This window comes from Flagellimonas onchidii, assembly GCF_004804315.1.
Classification (GTDB): Bacteria; Bacteroidota; Bacteroidia; order Flavobacteriales; family Flavobacteriaceae; genus Flagellimonas; species Flagellimonas onchidii.
The window spans coordinates 153,657-172,393 of record NZ_SRXX01000005.1 but is presented as its reverse complement, the minus strand read 5'-3'; the positions used below and the strand labels follow the sequence as shown (position 1 = coordinate 172,393).

At 40.5% G+C, this 18,737-nt stretch carries 14 protein-coding genes; 10 read left to right on the top strand and 4 right to left on the bottom strand.

Going from position 1 to position 18,737, the window contains the following annotated elements; all coding sequences use genetic code 11:
• Positions 1-88 precede the first annotated feature (88 nt).
• From E4661_RS07285 to E4661_RS07265, 5 genes are all read left to right on the top strand, one after another.
• Positions 89-3,379 carry an amidohydrolase family protein gene (locus E4661_RS07285; protein ID WP_136466172.1) on the top strand — a complete coding sequence of 1,097 codons (3,291 nt, stop codon included), beginning with the start codon at positions 89-91 and terminating at the stop codon, positions 3,377-3,379.
• Positions 3,380-3,506: 127 nt separating this feature from the next.
• Positions 3,507-4,121, top strand: coding sequence for a deoxynucleoside kinase (locus E4661_RS07280; RefSeq protein WP_136466171.1), 615 nt, complete (start codon positions 3,507-3,509; stop codon positions 4,119-4,121).
• A gap of 44 nt (positions 4,122-4,165) precedes the next feature.
• A complete protein-coding gene (locus E4661_RS07275; RefSeq protein WP_136466170.1) occupies positions 4,166-5,548 on the top strand; it encodes a TlpA family protein disulfide reductase in 1,383 nt (460 codons plus the stop codon).
• Positions 5,549-5,687: 139 nt separating this feature from the next.
• A complete protein-coding gene (locus E4661_RS07270) occupies positions 5,688-6,404 on the top strand; it encodes an energy transducer TonB (protein ID WP_136466169.1) in 717 nt (238 codons plus the stop codon).
• Positions 6,405-6,507: 103 nt separating this feature from the next.
• A complete protein-coding gene (locus E4661_RS07265) occupies positions 6,508-7,212 on the top strand; it encodes an energy transducer TonB (protein ID WP_136466168.1) in 705 nt (234 codons plus the stop codon).
• Positions 7,213-7,349: 137 nt separating this feature from the next.
• On the opposite strand, the gene E4661_RS07260 is transcribed toward E4661_RS07265, so the two are convergent.
• From E4661_RS07260 to E4661_RS07245, 4 genes are all read right to left on the bottom strand, one after another.
• Positions 7,350-9,662, bottom strand: coding sequence for a sodium-translocating pyrophosphatase (locus tag E4661_RS07260; protein ID WP_136466167.1), 2,313 nt, complete (start codon positions 9,660-9,662; stop codon positions 7,350-7,352).
• A gap of 114 nt (positions 9,663-9,776) precedes the next feature.
• Positions 9,777-10,301 (bottom strand): inorganic diphosphatase, encoded by a 525-nt coding sequence (locus E4661_RS07255; protein ID WP_136466166.1) that lies wholly within the window; start codon positions 10,299-10,301, stop codon positions 9,777-9,779.
• Between the two features lie 76 nt (positions 10,302-10,377).
• The gene (locus tag E4661_RS07250; RefSeq protein ID WP_136466165.1) at positions 10,378-12,876 is read right to left on the bottom strand and encodes a DUF5686 and carboxypeptidase-like regulatory domain-containing protein; all 2,499 of its coding nucleotides are present in this window, start codon (positions 12,874-12,876) and stop codon (positions 10,378-10,380) included.
• A 159-nt stretch (positions 12,877-13,035) separates the two neighbouring features.
• The gene (locus tag E4661_RS07245) at positions 13,036-14,013 is read right to left on the bottom strand and encodes a pyruvate dehydrogenase complex E1 component subunit beta (RefSeq protein WP_136466164.1); all 978 of its coding nucleotides are present in this window, start codon (positions 14,011-14,013) and stop codon (positions 13,036-13,038) included.
• Positions 14,014-14,180: 167 nt separating this feature from the next.
• Here E4661_RS07245 and E4661_RS07240 point away from each other — a divergent pair, with 167 nt between their 5' ends.
• From E4661_RS07240 to E4661_RS07220, 5 genes are all read left to right on the top strand, one after another.
• Entirely contained in the window at positions 14,181-14,927 is a 747-nt protein-coding gene (locus tag E4661_RS07240) for an electron transfer flavoprotein subunit beta/FixA family protein (protein WP_136466163.1), read from the top strand.
• 22 nt (positions 14,928-14,949) lie between these two features.
• Entirely contained in the window at positions 14,950-15,918 is a 969-nt protein-coding gene (locus E4661_RS07235; RefSeq protein WP_136466162.1) for an electron transfer flavoprotein subunit alpha/FixB family protein, read from the top strand.
• Between the two features lie 90 nt (positions 15,919-16,008).
• Positions 16,009-16,641, top strand: coding sequence for a bifunctional nuclease family protein (locus E4661_RS07230; RefSeq protein WP_136466161.1), 633 nt, complete (start codon positions 16,009-16,011; stop codon positions 16,639-16,641).
• A gap of 9 nt (positions 16,642-16,650) precedes the next feature.
• A complete protein-coding gene (locus tag E4661_RS07225; RefSeq protein ID WP_136466160.1) occupies positions 16,651-18,111 on the top strand; it encodes a NupC/NupG family nucleoside CNT transporter in 1,461 nt (486 codons plus the stop codon).
• 105 nt (positions 18,112-18,216) lie between these two features.
• A complete protein-coding gene (locus tag E4661_RS07220) occupies positions 18,217-18,576 on the top strand; it encodes a four helix bundle protein (protein WP_136466159.1) in 360 nt (119 codons plus the stop codon).
• Positions 18,577-18,737 lie beyond the last annotated feature (161 nt).

Below are 18,737 nucleotides of genomic sequence, written 5' to 3'. Positions count from 1 at the left end.
TAACCTACTTCCCTAAGTATTTTTAAAATCCCAAGAGTTACTTTTTAGCCGTTTATCCGTATTTTGCTGACCGACTAATTCACAAATCATGAAAAGCAAAGTATTCCTTTCATTTCTTGCACTCTCTTTAGTATGCTTCACTTTTGCCCAGGACAAAAAAGACGATAAAAAATGGGATGTTTCCAATCCCTATTCCGATTGGCCGATAAATGATGTTGATTTATCAACTGATGAAGGTACTTGGATGAACCTTGATGTCAGCCCCAATGGTAAACAAATAGTTTTTGATTTATTGGGAGACATTTATATCATACCCATTTCGGGTGGAAAAGCCCAAGCGTTGCGCTCAGGCTTGCCCTTTGAGATACAACCCCGTTTTAGCCCAGATGGTCGGCAAATCTCGTTTACTTCTGATGCTGGTGGCGGAGACAACATATGGGTAATGGATGTTGACGGCAGCAATGCCAAACAAATCACAAAGGAAAACTTCAGATTGTTGAACAACGCCGTCTGGACACCAGATGGAAACCATTTGATCGCAAGAAAACACTTTACATCCCAGCGTTCGTTAGGTGCAGGTGAAATGTGGCAATATCATATTACGGGAGGAAGCGGACTGCAGCTTACCAAACGCAAAAACGATCAACAGGACGTAAACGAACCATCGGTCTCCAGTGACGGAAAATATCTGTACTACTGTGAGGATTTGTATCCGGGAGGTTTCTTCCAGTATAACAAGAATCCCAACGCACAGATTTATGCCGTAAAACGCTACGATTTTGAAACCGGAAAGACCATTACCATCACTGGAGGTCCCGGAAGCGCATCAAGGCCCACAGTTTCTCCCGATAACAAAAAACTAGCTTTTGTAAAACGAGTACGAACCAAAACTGTTCTGTTCATCCATGATTTGGAAACTGGGGAGGAATGGCCTATTTATGATATCTTGAATAAAGACCAGATGGAAGCCTGGGCTATTTTTGGCACTTATCCCAACTTCAGTTGGATGCCCAACAGCAAGGCCCTTGTTTTTTGGGCAGGTGGTAAAATTCAAAAAATCAATATTGAAACGCTTCAAGTAGACTCCATACCGTTTCAGGTAGACAACACAATTAAAATTGCCGAAACCCATCGTGTACAACATCAGGTAGATTCTGACGAGTTTACTGCCAAGGTAATTCGTCATGTAAAAACCTCTCCAGATGGAAAAAGAATAGTTTTTAGTGCCTTGGGACATCTTTGGACCAAAACGCTGCCCAATGGCAAGCCCAAGCGTTTGACAAAAAGTACTGATTTAGAATTTGAACCTTCCTTCTCTCCCGATGGAAAGCAAATTATCTATGTGACCTGGGACGACGAACAATTGGGAAGCATACAAAAAGTGTCAAGCAATGGTGGAACATCTATGAAGTTAACAGCTGTAAAAGGAATCTTTAGATTCCCCTCATTTTCCAACGACGGAAATCACATTGTTTATGGTAAACAAGGAGGAAGCAATGATCAGGGACACACCTATACAAAGGAGCCAGGGATCTACATTATGGATTCCAATGGAAACAATGCCAAAAAGATTACTGGAAATGGCTTAACACCAACCTTTAGCAAGAATGACAAACGAATCTTCTTTCAAACTGGAGGGCAATTTTTTGGTTCGTTGACCAAAGAGCTTAAAAGTGTAGATTTAAACGGTAAGGATGAACGCGTCCATTTTAAATCCAAATACGCTAACCACATTGTGCCATCTCCCGATAATAAATGGCTGTTGTTCTCTAATTTGCATAAGGCCTATGTCGCTCCGATGGCAATGACCGGGCAAATCATCGATTTTGACCCTAATAGTAAAGCTTTCCCTGTTACCCAAGTCGCTAAAGATGCGGGTTATAGCCTACACTGGTCCAATGATAGCAAAAAACTGCATTGGACTTTGGGAAGTGAATATTTCTCCAATGATGTGAATCAAAGATTTACGTTTCTTAAAAATTCACCTGATAGTATTCCGCCCATTACAGAAAAAGGCGTATCCGTTGGGCTTATTGCTAAAACAGACAGACCAAAAGGTAGGATAGCATTTACCAATGCACGTATCATCACTATGGAAAGTGATGAAGTTTTGGAAAATGCCACCATCATAATCAAAGACAATAAAATAGAAAGCATAGGTTCTTCTTCGGAAATCTCTATTCCATCAAACACTGAGGTTATTGATGCTACCGGTAAAACCATAATGCCCGGTATTGTAGATGCCCATGCTCATATTGGAGCATTCCGTGATGGATTAAATACCAAAAAACATTGGCAATTGTACGCTAACCTTGCCTTTGGAGTAACTACTGCACATGATCCATCCGCCAATAGTGAGACGGTCTTTGGACTTTCAGAATTGGTGAAAAGTGGTGAAATGGTCGGGCCGAGAATCTACTCTACTGGATTTATCTTATATGGCGCAGATGGAGATTTCAAGGCCGTGGTCAACAGTTTGGATGATGCCCGTTCTGCTATCCGTAGAACAAAAGCTTTTGGAGCAACCTCGGTTAAAAGTTATAATCAGCCTCGTCGTGAACAAAGACAGCAAGTGATGCAAGCAGCCAAAGAACTGGGTGTTAATGTGGTTCCCGAAGGTGGGTCTACCTTTTTCCATAACATAAGTATGATCATGGATGGGCATACCGGGATTGAACATAATATTCCCGTTGCTCCAGTTTACAATGATATTCTTACCCTTTGGAGCAATAGTAAAAGTGGATACACCCCTACCCTAATTGTAAATTATGGGGGATTGAACGGCGAATATTATTACTATGAGCGTGACAATGTTTGGGAGAATGAAAAACTGTTGAAGTATACTCCCAGACACATTATTGATTCCAGAAGTCGTCATCGAACCAAAGTTCCCCAAGAAGAATACACAAATGGTCATATTTTAGTTTCTAAAACCGTGACTGACCTTTCCAATGCTGGAGTAAAAGCAAATCTTGGAGCCCATGGACAATTACAAGGTTTGGGCGCCCATTGGGAACTTTGGATGCTACAAGCAGGAGGCATGATTAATTTGGAAGCCCTTAAGGCTGCTACCATCAATGGTGCCGAATACATAGGTATGGGCAATGAAATTGGCTCTTTAAAAGCAGGTAAACTAGCAGATTTAATAGTGCTAGGCAAAAACCCATTGGAAGACATTGAGAACACCAATACCATTCGATATACCATGGTCAATGGACGTCTGTACGATACCGAAACTATGAATGAAATAGGTAACGAATCCAAAACAAGAAGCAAATTCTATTGGGAAAACAATAAGTATAACCAAGCATTTCCTTGGCACGAACAAACCCAGAGTTTTTCAATTCCCGGTTGCAGTTGTCATGCATTAAAACACTGAGAATGGTTTTTCATCGAAACGTTTATAAAACCAACAAAGTTGGTTTTACCTTCCACAAGATTCGTTGTATATTGTATGCCTTTGCAATCACAAACCACAATCTAATAACTATTCAAGATCAACACCCATGCACATTGCCGTAGCCGGAAACATTGGAGCAGGAAAAACCACATTGACCACTTTATTAGCCAAACATTATAAATGGGATGCCCAATTTGAAGATGTAGTGGATAACCCCTACCTAGATGATTTCTATACGCAGATGGAGCGTTGGAGCTTTAATCTCCAGATTTATTTTTTGAACAGTCGCTACCGTCAAATCTTAAGTATCAGGGAAAGTGGCAAAGATGTTATTCAAGATCGCACCATTTATGAGGATGCTCATATTTTTGCACCCAACTTACACGCCATGGGTCTGATGACCAATAGAGATTTTGAAAACTATAAAAGTCTCTTTGAGTTAATGGAAACCTTGGTCCAACCCCCAGATTTGCTCATTTACCTTAGGAGTTCCATTCCAAATTTGGTAAAACAAATTCATAAGCGGGGTCGTGATTATGAGAACAGTATCTCCATTGATTATTTAAGTCGATTGAACGAACGTTATGAAGCCTGGGTAAACACCTATGAAAAAGGCAAGCTTTTAATCATTGATGTGGACAACATCAACTTTGTTGATGAACCTGAAGACTTGGGTCAAGTTATCAATAAAATTGATGCCGAAATCCACGGGCTATTTTAAGCAAATCAAAGATCTCAACCCATTTAATCGTTTACCTAAACTCCATGAAAAACCTGTTCCCAATCCTTATCCTTTTAATTTTAGGAGCCTGTTCCCAACAAGAGGAAAAGAAAGATGCCCTCATTTCAGGTAAAGTGCTTGATCCTGAAACCAAAACAATGGCCTTAATCTCAGTCAATGGTGAATTTAGAAAAGAGATTCCAGTAAACGAAAATGGCACTTTCTCAGATACTTTACGGAATATCCAACACATACCTTACCGATTGGCCGATGGTATCAACAACATACTTCTTTATTTGGAAAATGGATATAATGTACATGTAAAATATAATCCAAAAGATTTTAAAAACACCCTAGTATTTCAAGGAGATGGGGCAGCCATAGATCGTTATTATGTACAAAAACAAAACAAGTACCAAGAGGTAGCCGGTAATGATTTCAAAAGTTTTTATGCACAAGAAGAATCTGATTTTGTAGCCAAGGTAAATGAAATGAGCACAGCAGTAGAAAACCTGCTTGATTCGTTTGACAGCATACCCGAAAATATTCGGGAAAAAGAAAAAAGGGATATCGACCACTACTCCACCACGCTTCTGGGTGAGTATAAAGATTTTGCTCATGCAGCTGTAACCGAAGATCCTGATTTTAAAGTCTCGGAAAGTTTTCCAGATAAACGAAAAGAAATGTCATTTTTGAATCAAGAAGATTTTGACTATTCCGTCATGTATAAGTCCTTGGTTCATCGTCATTACCAAGACCAAGCCAAAGAGCTTGCCAAGAACGATAGCATTGATAACAATGAAGCCTTTTTTAAAATAGTGGAGCAGATTCCCGTGGAAAACATCCGAAACTCTATTGTTCACAGAGGGGTTTTGGGCAACATTCCGTACACCAAGGATTTAGATGGTTACTACAACAAGTTTATGTCGATATCGACAAATGATACCCATAAAGAAGAAATCACTGATTCTTACAATAAGCTCAAAAAAATAGTTCCTGGGGCTATTTCTCCTGCATTTGAGGCTTACGAAAACCATGCAGGTGGTGAATCTTCACTATCCGATTTTAAGGGCAAATATGTTTACATTGACGTTTGGGCATCTTGGTGCGGACCTTGCATCAAAGAAATACCATCCCTAAAAGAAGTTGAAAAATCCTATCACGATAAAAACATTGAATTTGTCAGCATCTCTATAGATACACGCAGAAGTTACGATGCCTGGCAAAAAATGGTCACTGACAAAGCATTAGGTGGTACACAGCTGATTGCCGACAAAGCTTGGGAGTCTGATTTTGTTCAGGATTATCAAATTAAGGGTATACCACGTTTTATTTTGATCGACCCTGATGGAAAAATAGTGAACGCCAATGCTCCAAGACCTTCAAGTGAAGCCCTTAAAACAACGTTGACCGAGCTAGGTCTTTAATTTTTTTTCCCAGTCCCTCATTCAAACAGGTGGTTCCCTCATTATGGGTTTTACAACCATGGTTTTCAAACTAGTTTTAGGTTAGGGTTAACACCCAATATCTCTAACTCGAAGTCTAGGCTTCATAAAATTTGAAAACATGGAACTTAAGAAAAATCCAAAATTGGAACTAAAAAAGAACAGCACCCTCTATTTTATGATTGGGCTAACATTAATCTTGTTATTGTCTTACGTAGCTGTGGAGTGGAAAACATATTATAAAACCACAGATTGGGACATTGCAAGTTTGGATGTTCAAGATGAACTTATCGAAGAAGTCCCTTTATTAATCAATAAATTACCTCCCCCACCTCCACCGAAAATTCAAGCTCCCCCGATAATTGAGGTTGTCGATAATGACGAAGACATTATTGAAACTGTAATTGAGTCGAGCGAAATAGACCATGAAACCGAAATAATGGACGTGGAAGATGTTGTTTTTGACAAGGAAGAACCTAATGAGGTAATTCCATTTGCAATTATCGAAGCTGTGCCTGTTTTTCCCGGTTGTGAAAATGAAAAGACCAACGAAGGCAAAAGAGCTTGCTTTCAGGAAATGATGCAGAAACACATCAGAAAAAATTTCCGTTATCCAGAAATGGCTCAAGAAATGGGCTTGCAAGGTAGAGTGAGCGTAATGTTCACCATTCAAAAAGACGGTAGCATTGATGAAGTACGTATGCGAGGGCCACATGAAACTTTGGAAAAAGAAGCTGCAAGAATCATTGACAAGCTTCCTAAAATGACCCCTGGAAAGCAGCGAGGAAAAGCTGTAAAAGTTCCTTTTTCCATCCCTATAACCTTTAGGTTGCAATAACCCAACAATAATAAGTTTGAGTTTGTCGTAGGTACTCGAAAATAAAAGATTTTCCTTCGACAAGCTCAAAATCTTATTGAAAAATCCGTAAAACCTACGACTTATGGAATTAAAGAAGAATCCAAAATCGGAATTGAAAAAGAATAGCCCACTTTACTTTTTAATAGGACTAACAACCATTTTGTTACTTTCCTATCTTGCTTTAGAATGGAAAATACAGTACAAAACACCTGATTGGAATATTGCTTATGTTGAAATACAGGATGAACTTATCGAAGAGGTGCCACCCATTACTTTTCAATTACCACCCCCTCCACCTTCCGTTATTCCTATTATTGAAGAGGAAATTCCAATAATGGGTTGTAATCTGCCCATTCCCATAGATACAACCGGAATAATTACATGCAGCGCATTGAACATTGATAATATTGTTTTTGAAAAAGAAGAGGAAGAAGGCCTCATTGTTTGTCCTTGGGTATTCGTTGAGGAAGTACCAATTTTTCCAAGTTGTGAAGATGCAGAGGATAAAAGAGCTTGTTTTCAGGAAATGATGCAGAAACACATCAGAAAAAATTTCCGTTATCCAGTAATGGCTCAAGAAATGGGCTTACAAGGCAGAGTGAGTGTAATGTTCACCATTCAAAAAGATGGTAGTATTGATGAAGTACGTATGCGAGGGCCACATGAAACTTTGGAAAAAGAGGCTGCAAGAATCATTGACAAACTTCCTAAAATGACCCCTGGAAAGCAGCGAGGAAAAGCGGTAAAAGTTCCTTTCTCTATTCCGATTACCTTTAAGTTGCAGTAATTGTCACACTGAGCCTGTCGAAGTGTTGAAGGAAAAACATGCAATGATTTACATCTCGACTGCGTTCGATGTGACATTAAACAAAAAGGCCCGAACCTAAAGGTTCGGGCCTTTCATATTCTATATATGAACTAAAGTTATTCCTTCGCGTTATCGGACAAGGCTACCTTTTTTTTAGCTTCTTTGCCATTTTCAATCGCTACTTGAGCTTCTGTAGTATTCATTTCAAGCTGGGCTTGTTTTTCAACTTGTTCTGGATTTTCCTGAACACCTTCCTCAGTAATTGAAACTTCAATTCCATCAACATTCAACATACCCATTTCATCACCTGCATCAGGGCTTACCAAACTTGGTGCGATAACTAACGCCACAACGGACATCAATTTCAATAAGATGTTCAAAGATGGACCCGAAGTATCTTTGAAAGGATCTCCTACAGTATCTCCAACAACAGCAGCCTTATGGGCGTCAGAACCCTTACGACCTTCACTCTCGATTGTCTTTTTAGCATTATCCCAAGCACCACCGGCATTAGATTGGAAAATAGCCATCAACACACCTGCGGTAGTTACACCTGCTAACAATCCACCCAACATTTCAGCTCCACCGATAAATCCAACAGCGACAGGAACAGCTATAGCCAAAAGACCAGGCAATACCATCTCTTTGATAGAGGCTTGTGTTGAAATAGCCACACATTTTTCATATTCTGCCACACCATCGGCAGCATCAAAAGTTGCTCTTTGCTCATCGGTAGCTTTAGATATATCTGAATCAACAGCTCGCATCACCTCTAAAGCATCCTTAAGTTGGGGAATGTCCCTAAACTGACGACGAACTTCTTCAATCATTGCCATAGCGGCCCTACCAACCGCGTTCATTGAAAGTGCGGAGAATACAAATGGAAGCATTCCACCAATCAACAGTCCAGCCATAATCTTAGGTTGCGAAACATCAATAGACTCTATTCCTGCGGTTTGCATAAAGGCTGCAAAAAGTGCTAAAGCAGTCAATGCAGCAGAAGCAATCGCAAATCCTTTACCAATTGCAGCCGTAGTGTTTCCTACCGCATCCAATTTATCGGTACGCTCTCGAACTTCACTTGGTAATTCAGCCATCTCAGCAATACCACCAGCGTTATCCGAAATAGGTCCGTAAGCATCAACAGCCAACTGGATTCCAGTGTTTGCCAACATCCCCACCGCAGCAATTGCGATTCCGTAAAGACCTGCAAAATGGTGAGAGACCAAAATAGCCGCAGCAATCAAAATAATAGGAATCATTGTGGACATCATTCCAACACCCAATCCAGCAATAATGTTAGTTGCAGAACCAGTTTCGGATTGACGTACAATCGAGTTTACCGGTTTTGTTCCTGTACCTGTGTAATATTCGGTAACCTTACCCACCAACAAACCAGCCACCAAACCGGCAATAGTAGCATAGAAAACACCCATTGCACCAAATGGTAGTCCTTCAATGGATTCAGGAATAAAATTTGTTATTAAAAAATATGATGCTATCAGCATTAAAAATGCAGAACCAAATTCTCCAATATTCAAAGCAGTTTGTGGGTTTCCACCATCCTTTACACGAACAAAAAAGGTACCTATAATAGACATTACAATACCAATTGCCGCCAAAGCCAATGGCAAGTATACCGCACCAAGACCATCAAAACCTGGAGTTACTATGATAGCTCCCAATACCATGGTTCCGATAATGGAACCTACATAAGATTCAAAAAGGTCAGCTCCCATTCCAGCAACATCTCCTACATTATCACCAACATTATCCGCGATTGTAGCAGGGTTTAACGGGTGATCCTCCGGGATACCAGCCTCTACCTTACCCACAAGGTCAGCTCCCACGTCAGCGGCTTTGGTATAAATACCACCCCCAACACGAGCAAAAAGTGCAATGGATGAAGCACCTAAAGAGAAACCTGAAAGTACGTTCAATACTTCTCCAAGCTCCCAACCTTGACCACTATAAAACATAAAAAGCGTGCTCAAACCAAGAACACCCAATCCTACAACACCAAGACCCATAACTGCACCTCCTGCAAAAGCGACCTCAAGGGCCTTCCCTAATGAAGTTCTAGCGGCATGTGTTGTTCTTACATTAGCTTTTGTGGCTACCTTCATTCCGATAAAACCAGCAAGTGCTGAACAGATAGCCCCCACGATAAAGGAAACTGCAACCATTCCATTTGATCCTTCCTCGCTACTTCCTTTGAAGTACAACAAAATGGCCACACATATGACAAAAATGCTCAATATTTTATATTCTGCCTTTAAAAATGACATTGCCCCATCGGCAATATTTTTGGCGATTCGCGCCATTTTATCATCTCCAACCTCCTGTTTTGAGACCCATACGTTTTTAATAAGCACGTACAACAAGCCCAAAATACCGAATGCGGGCAGAAACTTTACGATTAAATCCATAGTTCGTAGTTATTTTAAGATTTTTTTAATGGCAGCTAATGTAGTAAAATACACCCTAATAAAAAAAATGCGTTTTTGGTAATCAAAAACGCATTAATTTGGGTTCAATTTTGTTTATATGGTAAAGGTTCGCTGCTTTTTATGCGGACTTTCATCGTAGCGTTGTACACATTGATGATAGATGTCTATAGCCTCATTTACATCTCCCCATCCTCCAGTATCTACTTTCTTCTCTTCCAAATCTTTATACACGGCAAAAAAGTGTTCGATTTCCTTTTTTCTATGTGGATTGATATCGGTGATGTCTTCTTTGTTGTTCCAAACAGGATCGTTAACGGGAACACAGATTATTTTTTCATCCGGACCTTTTTCATCAGTCATATGGAAAACCCCAATAGGTTTAACTTCCATAACAACCATGGGATAGGTGGGCTCCGTTCCCAAAACCAATACATCCAAAGGATCTTTATCCAACGCCAGCGTTTCTGGGACAAAACCATAGTCTCCCGGGTACATCATGGATGAGAACAAAGTTCTATCGAATCGAATCTTATTTAAGGCAAAATCGTATTCATATTTATTTCTACTTCCTTTCGGAATTTCAATCAGCACATCGAAGGTTACTTCTTTCTTTGACATCTTAAGGTTTTAAATTTTTTGCAAAAATAGTGTGAACTGCGTGAATTGCGCACAGTCAGCCCACGTTTTATGTTAATTAAAAATTAAATCCGAAGGTACCTGTTATGCCAAACGGTCTTGCATCAGGATTATCAAGGTAATTTCCTCTGAAATTGAAGTCTATCCGTAGAATTTTAAAAATGTTCCCTACTCCAAAGGAATACTCCCAATAGATTTGATCTTCCGGTGCCATTAAAGGAATGTTAGCCGGTGCACTCAGTGCGATATTCTCGTCAGATAATTTCCCCCAAGCACCTCGAAGCCCTACAATTTCCCTTAAGTTCAACTTGCGCAAAACGGGAATTCTGGAAAACAGTCTACCATTAAAATTATGCTCCAGATGCAATGTGGCGTAAGTATCTGTCACGAACTCATAAAAATCTAGATTAGGAAAGACATTGTACAAAGAAAAAAGGGTTTGGTTTCCGGGTATAACGCTTAGTAAGCTCAATGGCACTTCTCCAAAGGTCTTACCCAGTTCCACACTACTGGTAAGTCTTCCAAAACCACCTATTTGCCAGGGCTGTTTATAAGAAAACTGAAGGCGCTCATAGTTAAAGTCACTTTCTAAAAATCCGCTTAGGCCCTTGGTATAGTTCAATACTAAAGTACTGTGGTTATCATTGATATTAGCACGTTCCACCCCATAACCTATGGTTCTCTTTCCTGGAGTGTAAATCAGGGTAGTATTTAGGTCGAACTGCTTTACTTCGGATGATATTCCCGTTGGAGATTCAGGGTCCACATAATCTAAATTAAACGCGTCGGGCAAGGCAGAACTCAAAGTTCGGAACGAACTCCCAAACCTTACCCTAAAATTCTTTACAGGTTCAATTTCCAAATTAACAGTAGATAGATTAATATTGGTCAAACGGTCATTAGCCCCCACTGTGACCAAAGAAGAAGAGGCAATACTCCTTCCCAACACATCATTGGTACTGGTAAGACTAAGCCCCAATTGTTCTATATCCCTTCTATTTCCTCCTGACAATATTAGCCTGCTCTTTCTGTCCAATAAAAATTTAGCAGAAAAACCATGCTTGACCTTTTTATCGGTAAATCCGTAAGCCAGATAACCTTGAAGGCGCCACAAATCGTTTTGCCCAAAATAGGTTCTTGCCCCAAGCCGGACCCGTGTTCCTTCAGCATCATTGAAACCAAAGACACTGTAAATGTTTCCAATATCGATGTTCCACTTATCTATTTCAATATACCCAGAGCCCAGAATACTGACCAAGTCATAATACGTACGAAATTTTGGTACTGTTTTCAAGGTGTCTAGAAGCTTAAAAATGCCAGACTCATCCTCATTCAACTTTTCCAAACGGGCATTCTTCCAAAAGGTACTGTCCTGCGAGAAAACTCTGGGATCATAAGGGTCTGATTCCGATTTATAAAATTCTTCTGATCTGTTGGTGTCGAACTGATAGTTGTCGTACACCGTTGTACGCTTGCCATAGATACCTCGCGACTTTTCCTTTTTTGAGAGACTAAAATCACTAAGCATGTAATCCCGCTTCAAAAGGAATACGGAATCGCTGACCACATCAAAATCCTGCTCAATATAAATTTCCTTTACCCAGTTGATATTAGCACTCTTGGTAACTTGAAGATTTATTTTTTTGATGGCGTATGTACTATCATTCACCCAAAAATCACCCTTAAAGGTCAGTTCATTTTTACGTCGGGGATAATATATAATATTATAGCACCATTTATCATCTATAAAAGTGCTATCTGAAAGTACATAATTATAGGTATCCACGCCTGTTTTAGACAAAGGACTTGTAAAGCTCTTGTCAAAGAACTTTAAATAGTTGTCATAGATATCGTAATCTGAATATAGGTCCTCTACGAAGGCAGTGATGGCCTGATGCCCGCTAAATCCAGAATTTTTGTTGCCCAATACATCTTCTTTTTCCTCATTTATAACATTGTCGCCGTAAACTTTGGAGAAGGTTTCATTCAAAAACATGGGTAAGTAGGTCTTTCCAGTAATCCTAGAGGTATCAAGATTTTCAAACATAAATTCAAGTCCCTTGAACAATCTACTTTTGATCAAGGCACTGTCTATGGTATTTAAGTCAAACTCAATTTTTTCATACTTATCATATTGATATTGTTTGAACTTTCGCAGTCCATTCTCCCTCTTTTTTGCCCAGATTTTCTTTAGAATATCTATAGCAGGGTTATCCTTTTTAGATTGTTTGCCCGTGTATACAATTACTTCCTTTAGCTGCTCTGTAGATTCGGCCAGCACAATCTCCATGTTGAAGTTCACCTTCTGTTGAAGTTCAATTTCCTTGGTTTCGTACCCAATAAAAGAAATAAGTATAGTGCTATATGTTTCATCCGATTCTATATAGAATCGCCCATTATCATTTGTGATGGTTCCCTCCGAAGAATCTTTAAAAACAATATTGGCAAAGGCAATGGGAGAACCGGAATCATCTATAACAATACCACCGACCTTGGTCTGTGAATAAGCAAAAGCACTAAATAACGTTAGGAAAAAAACTAAAAGGAATCTTTTCATTTTTTGATATGTCCCGCTAGAGAAAACCTAGGCGGAAATCTCTTAAGCGTAATGGTTCGTTTGATTTAAAAGTAGTTTCTTATCAAAAACTGTTCCTTAAAAAAAGCCTCACCAACTTTTTTGTCGACGAGGCTAATATACCTTACAAATATAAGTATCCTATTTATATAACACTTTCTTAACAGCTTTGATCACATCCTTGGAATTAGGTAGCCATTCCGCCAAAAGTACTGGAGAATAAGGAGCTGGTGTATCTGCTGTATTCAATTTTACAATAGGAGCATCCAAATAATCGAATGCTTTGTCCTGAACATGGTAGATAATCTCAGTAGCCACATTTCCAAAAGGCCATGCTTCTTCTAAAATTACCATTCTATTGGTCTTCTTTACGGAATTCAAAATAGCATCATGATCCATTGGACGAACGGTCCTCAAGTCGATAATCTCGCAGCTGATTCCTTCTTTTTCCAATTCATCGGCCGCTTTGTAAGCCTCTTTGATGATTTTTCCAAAGGAAACGATGGTCACGTCTGTTCCTTCTCTTTTGATATCAGCTACTCCTAGTGGAATGGTGTACTCTCCTTCTGGCACTTCACCTTTATCACCATACATCTGTTCAGACTCCATAAAAATAACGGGGTCGTCATCACGGATGGCCGCTTTCAACAATCCTTTGGCATCAGCAGGATTAGACGGAACAACAACTTTTAGACCAGGGCAATTGGCATACCAGCTTTCAAAAGCCTGTGAGTGTGTTGCCGCCAACTGACCGGCAGAAGCAGTCGGTCCCCTAAATACGATAGGGCATGCAAATTGACCACCAGACATTTGCCTAATCTTTGCCGCATTATTTATAATCTGGTCGATTCCAACCAATGAAAAGTTGAAAGTCATGAACTCAATAATAGGTCGATTTCCATTCATGGCAGACCCAACGCCGATTCCCGCAAAACCCAATTCAGAAATAGGAGTGTCCAAAACCCTTTCCGGTCCAAACTCATCCAACATTCCCTTTGACGCTTTGTAGGCACCGTTGTATTCGGCAACCTCTTCACCCATTAAATAAATCGTATCATCCCTACGCATCTCTTCGGTCATGGCCTCTGCGATTGCTTGTCTGAACTGTAGTGTTTTCATTAAGTATTAGAATATGAGTTAGAATGCTCAAAAACGCATGCAAAAATAGCAAAATCCAAAAGAACAATGCCGTAGTAAAATTTAAAAAAAGAACAAAAATTTATTATGCATGCATAATAAATTTCGAATTTTTATAGCTATCTTAGCGCCGATAAATCCAAAATACTATGAAGATTTTAGTTTGCATTAGCAACGTACCGGATACCACTTCCAAAATCAACTTCGCGGAAGGGGACACCAAGTTTGATACAAACGGAGTACAATTTGTGATTAATCCCAATGATGAATTCGGATTGACGCGCGCCATGTGGTTCAAGGAAAAGCAAGGTGCGACAGTTCATGTGGTGACCGTTGGAGGAGCGCAAACCGAGCCTACTATCCGCAAAGCCTTAGCTATTGGTGCTGATGAAGCGATTCGCGTTAATGCCGAACCTACTGACGGATTCTACGTGGCCACACAATTGGCTGAAGTAGTAAAAAATGGGGGTTACGACCTAGTTATTGCCGGCAGGGAATCCATAGATTATAATGGAGGGATGGTGCCAGGAATTTTGGCCACACTCCTTGATATGAATTTTGTGAACACTTGTATTGGGCTGGAGGTTGATGGAACCAATGCAACCGCAACACGTGAAATCGACGGTGGTAAGGAGACTATAAGCACCACACTACCTTTGGTAGTTGGAGGGCAAAAAGGATTGGTAGAAGAGAGCGACCTTCGGATTCCCAATATGAGAGGAATTATGATGGCCAGAAAAAAAGTCCTCAATGTAGTTGAACCTGTCGATGCGGCTTCCCAGACCCAAGACCAAAAGTTTGAAAAACCAGCAGCAAAAGGACCTGTTAAATTGGTAGATGCTGAAAATGTTGGGGAATTGGTCGAGTTATTGCACAACGAAGCTAAAGTGATTTAAGAACTAGAATCCAGAAAAAATTATGTCAGTATTAGTATATACCGAATCAGACAAAGGAAAATTTAAAAAGAATGCATTGGAAGTAGCTTCTTATGCTCACAAAGTAGCACAGGAAGTTGGCGGAAGTGTAACTGCAGTTACCATAAATGCCGAAGACGAAGCTTCTTTGGGCAACTATGGAGTATCCAAAGTATTAAAGGTGGCCAATGGTCAATTAGACACTTTTAACGCCAAAGCCTATGCGAATGTATTGGCCCAAGCCGCCCAAGCAGAAGACGCAAAGATCATTATCGTAAGCTCAAGTGCGGATACTAAATTCTTGGCTCCGATACTTGCCGCCAAGTTGGCCGCTGGTTATGTTCCCAATGTGGTTGCCGTGCCAGAAAGTACATCCCCATTTGTGGTAAAAAGAACGGCTTTCAGTAACAAAGGCTTCGCGCATACCGAAATCAGCTCAGATGTAAAAATCGTTGGAGTTTCGAACAATGCCTATGGCATCCATGAAAATGGAGGTTCCGCTTCCATTGAAGATTTTAACCCATCACTGTCCGACGCAGATTTCACCACCAAATCCGTAGAAGTGGACAAAGTGGTTGGAAAAGCCACCATTGCCGATGCCGATATCGTGGTTTCTGGAGGTCGTGGTCTCAAAGGTCCTGAAAATTGGGGTATGGTCGAGGAATTGGCCGATATTTTAGGTGCAGCTACTGCTTGCTCCAAACCTGTATCCGATTTAGGATGGCGTCCGCATGGAGAACACGTGGGACAGACCGGAAAACCTGTGGCCAGCAACCTTTATATTGCCATTGGCATCTCTGGTGCCATACAACATTTGGCCGGGGTAAGTGCCTCTAAAACCAAAGTAGTGATCAACAACGACCCCGAAGCTCCCTTCTTTAAGGCCGCGGATTACGGGATTGTTGGGGATGCCTTTGAAGTAGTGCCCAAACTCATCGAAAAATTAAAGGAATTTAAAGCCCAAAACGCTTAAATTTTGTTAATTTGCCTTTTGCAAGGGGCTGTTCAGATAACTGGTATCGCCACTATTTGAACAGCTTTTTTGCGTTTATAGGAAGATTATATGAGCTTAGTACGGTTAAAAATAAAGGGGATATCATACAGCCAAACACAGAATGGCGCCTATGCCCTTATTTTGAATGAAGTTGAAGGAGATAGAAAACTTCCCATTGTCATTGGTGCCTTTGAGGCCCAATCTATTGCCATTGCATTGGAAAAAGAAATAAAGCCTCCACGGCCGCTTACACACGACCTGTTCAAAAACTTCTCAGATCGTTTTGAGATTGTAATCAAACAGGTGATCATACACAAGTTGGTAGACGGTGTGTTCTATTCTAGCATCATCTGCGAAAGGGATAAAGTAGAAGAAATTATCGATGCCCGAACCAGCGATGCCATTGCTTTGGCGCTACGGTTCAATGCCCCGATTTTCACCTACAAGACCATTTTGGACAAAGCCGGTATTTTCCTAAAGTTTTCGGCCAAAGAAGATGAGGAAAATGAAGATGACGACAGTATTGTGGTAGATGAAATCCTCCAGGAAGGAGAAACCGTGGAGATAGAATCCGGTGCCTCGTCCCAAGGGTATCGTGAGCTTACGCTCGAAGAACTACATAAAGAATTGGAAAAAGCGGTAGCCAGCGAAGATTACGAAAAGGCCGCCAAAATAAGGGACGAAATCTCCAAGCGCAAATAAATCCACTACATGCCGAACAAAACCAGAAGTCTACTCATACTTTTATTCTTTACCTGTGCAGTCACTTTTGGTCAGAATGCACTTCCAGATTCACTGGCTCTTGCACACGACACCACCATTCTGGATGATATTTCGCAGAGTCAAGCCCCAGAAATAATTCCCAATCAAGGTTTTTCCATAAACAGTTTATGGAGAGGCGCTTTGGGAATGGCAGTTTTGATCCTGATTTCATACCTCTTTAGTTCCAATCGTAGGGCCATCAATTGGAAAACCGTCGTAATCGGACTTTCACTACAACTTTTAATTGCCATCGGTGTTCTTAAAGTGCCTTTGGTAAAATTGATTTTTGAAAAAATTGGGCAGGTATTCGTCAGCATCCTCGATTTTACAAGAGCGGGAAGTAAATTTTTGTTTGAAGGCCTTGTGGTGGATATGGACACCTTCGGATTCATTTTTGCTTTTCAAGTATTACCTACCATCATCTTCTTTTCGGCACTGACATCAGTTTTATTTTACTTGGGAATCATCCAGAAAGTGGTCAAGGCCATGGCTTGGCTATTGACAAAATCATTGGGGATTTCAGGTGCAGAAAGCCTTTCTATTGCTGGAAACATATTTTTGGGGCAGACCGAAGCCCCGCTATTAATCAAGGCGTATTTGGAAAAAATGAACCGATCAGAGATTCTTTTGGTCATGATCGGGGGAATGGCGACCGTAGCTGGAGCAGTATTGGCAGCTTATATTGGGTTTTTAGGTGGAGATGACCCTGCGCTGCGATTGGTTTTTGCCAAACATTTACTGGCCGCATCGGTAATGGCGGCACCTGGAGCTATTGTCGTTTCTAAAATCCTTTATCCGCAGACGGAAAAAATCAATACGGATGTAAAAGTTTCCAATGAAAATATTGGCGCCAATATTTTGGATGCCATTGCCAACGGAACCACAGAAGGACTCAAACTCGCCATGAATGTTGGTGCCATGCTTTTGGTGTTTGTGGCCTTTATCGCCATGATTAATGGAATCTTAGGTTGGGTCGGTGATTTCACGACTTTGAACAATTGGATTGCCAACAATTCGCCATATGATAGTTTCTCACTGGAAGCCATTTTAGGTACGGTCTTCGCTCCCCTCATGTGGCTCATCGGGGTAAACGGGGATGACATCATGCTCATGGGGCAGTTGTTAGGTATAAAGCTCGCTGCCAGTGAATTTATCGGCTACATTCAACTCGCTGAACTAAAAAACATGGCCAGTAGTCTACATTTTACCTACAACAAATCAGTGATTATGGCCACCTACATGCTTTGTGGATTTGCCAATTTTGCTTCCATTGGTATCCAAATTGGAGGTATTGGCTCCTTGGCTCCAGGTCAGCGCAAAACCCTTTCCGAATTCGGTATGAAAGCCGTTTTGGGCGGATCTTTGGCTTCATTACTTTCTGCCACCATCGCCGGTATGATTCTAGGATAAATTGGGTTGAAGGGTAAAGTTGAAGGGTAAAAAGGTGAAGAGTTAAAGTTTGGCACGTCAAACAAACTTATAAAATCAACCTCAAGATTTTAAAAGGTTATTGCCATGCGAAATTTTAGAGAGTTGAAAGTCTGGAAAGAGGCCAGAATATTGGTTAAAGAAATCTATTTGACTACCAAAGTGCTTCCCGACACAGAAAAATACGGGTTGATATCCCAAATTAATAGATGTTCTGTTTCAATCACTGCTAACATAGCGGAAGGTTGCGGCAAATATTCCAACAAGGATTTTGTACGGTTTCTTCAAATAAGTCTTGGTTCTGCTTATGAATTAGAAAATCATCTCATCCTTTGCGAGGATTTGGAATTCATTCCATCAGAAAACATAACTCCTATCATCAAAAAAGTACAACGCCTCCAAAAGCAAATAGCTGCACTAATCAAATACAACAAACAAAACCCATAACCCTTTAACCTTCCACTCTAGACCCTTTTACCTTCACCTTTAATCCTTAGCCCTTACCCTTTCAATCCTCTAACCCTTCGCCTCACCTATAGTTAATAAAATATAATAACCCACCTGCCCCACCTTTTGCCTTTTCACCCTTTACCTTTTACCTTTACAAT

Excerpts from the sequence above, each read along its gene's own strand:
- E4661_RS07250 (WP_136466165.1), bottom strand. The coding sequence starts at position 12,876 with ATGAAAAGATTCCTTTTAGTTTTTTTCCTAACGTTATTTAGTGCTTTT.
- E4661_RS07255 (WP_136466166.1), bottom strand. The coding sequence starts at position 10,301 with ATGTCAAAGAAAGAAGTAACCTTCGATGTGCTGATTGAAATTCCGAAA.
- E4661_RS07265 (WP_136466168.1), top strand. The coding sequence starts at position 6,508 with ATGGAATTAAAGAAGAATCCAAAATCGGAATTGAAAAAGAATAGCCCA.
- E4661_RS07230 (WP_136466161.1), top strand. The coding sequence starts at position 16,009 with ATGAGCTTAGTACGGTTAAAAATAAAGGGGATATCATACAGCCAAACA.
- E4661_RS07245 (WP_136466164.1), bottom strand. The coding sequence starts at position 14,013 with ATGAAAACACTACAGTTCAGACAAGCAATCGCAGAGGCCATGACCGAA.
- E4661_RS07260 (WP_136466167.1), bottom strand. The coding sequence starts at position 9,662 with ATGGATTTAATCGTAAAGTTTCTGCCCGCATTCGGTATTTTGGGCTTG.
- E4661_RS07240 (WP_136466163.1), top strand. The coding sequence starts at position 14,181 with ATGAAGATTTTAGTTTGCATTAGCAACGTACCGGATACCACTTCCAAA.
- E4661_RS07225 (WP_136466160.1), top strand. The coding sequence starts at position 16,651 with ATGCCGAACAAAACCAGAAGTCTACTCATACTTTTATTCTTTACCTGT.
- E4661_RS07280 (WP_136466171.1), top strand. The coding sequence starts at position 3,507 with ATGCACATTGCCGTAGCCGGAAACATTGGAGCAGGAAAAACCACATTG.
- E4661_RS07235 (WP_136466162.1), top strand. The coding sequence starts at position 14,950 with ATGTCAGTATTAGTATATACCGAATCAGACAAAGGAAAATTTAAAAAG.
- E4661_RS07285 (WP_136466172.1), top strand. The coding sequence starts at position 89 with ATGAAAAGCAAAGTATTCCTTTCATTTCTTGCACTCTCTTTAGTATGC.
- E4661_RS07220 (WP_136466159.1), top strand. The coding sequence starts at position 18,217 with ATGCGAAATTTTAGAGAGTTGAAAGTCTGGAAAGAGGCCAGAATATTG.
- E4661_RS07275 (WP_136466170.1), top strand. The coding sequence starts at position 4,166 with ATGAAAAACCTGTTCCCAATCCTTATCCTTTTAATTTTAGGAGCCTGT.
- E4661_RS07270 (WP_136466169.1), top strand. The coding sequence starts at position 5,688 with ATGGAACTTAAGAAAAATCCAAAATTGGAACTAAAAAAGAACAGCACC.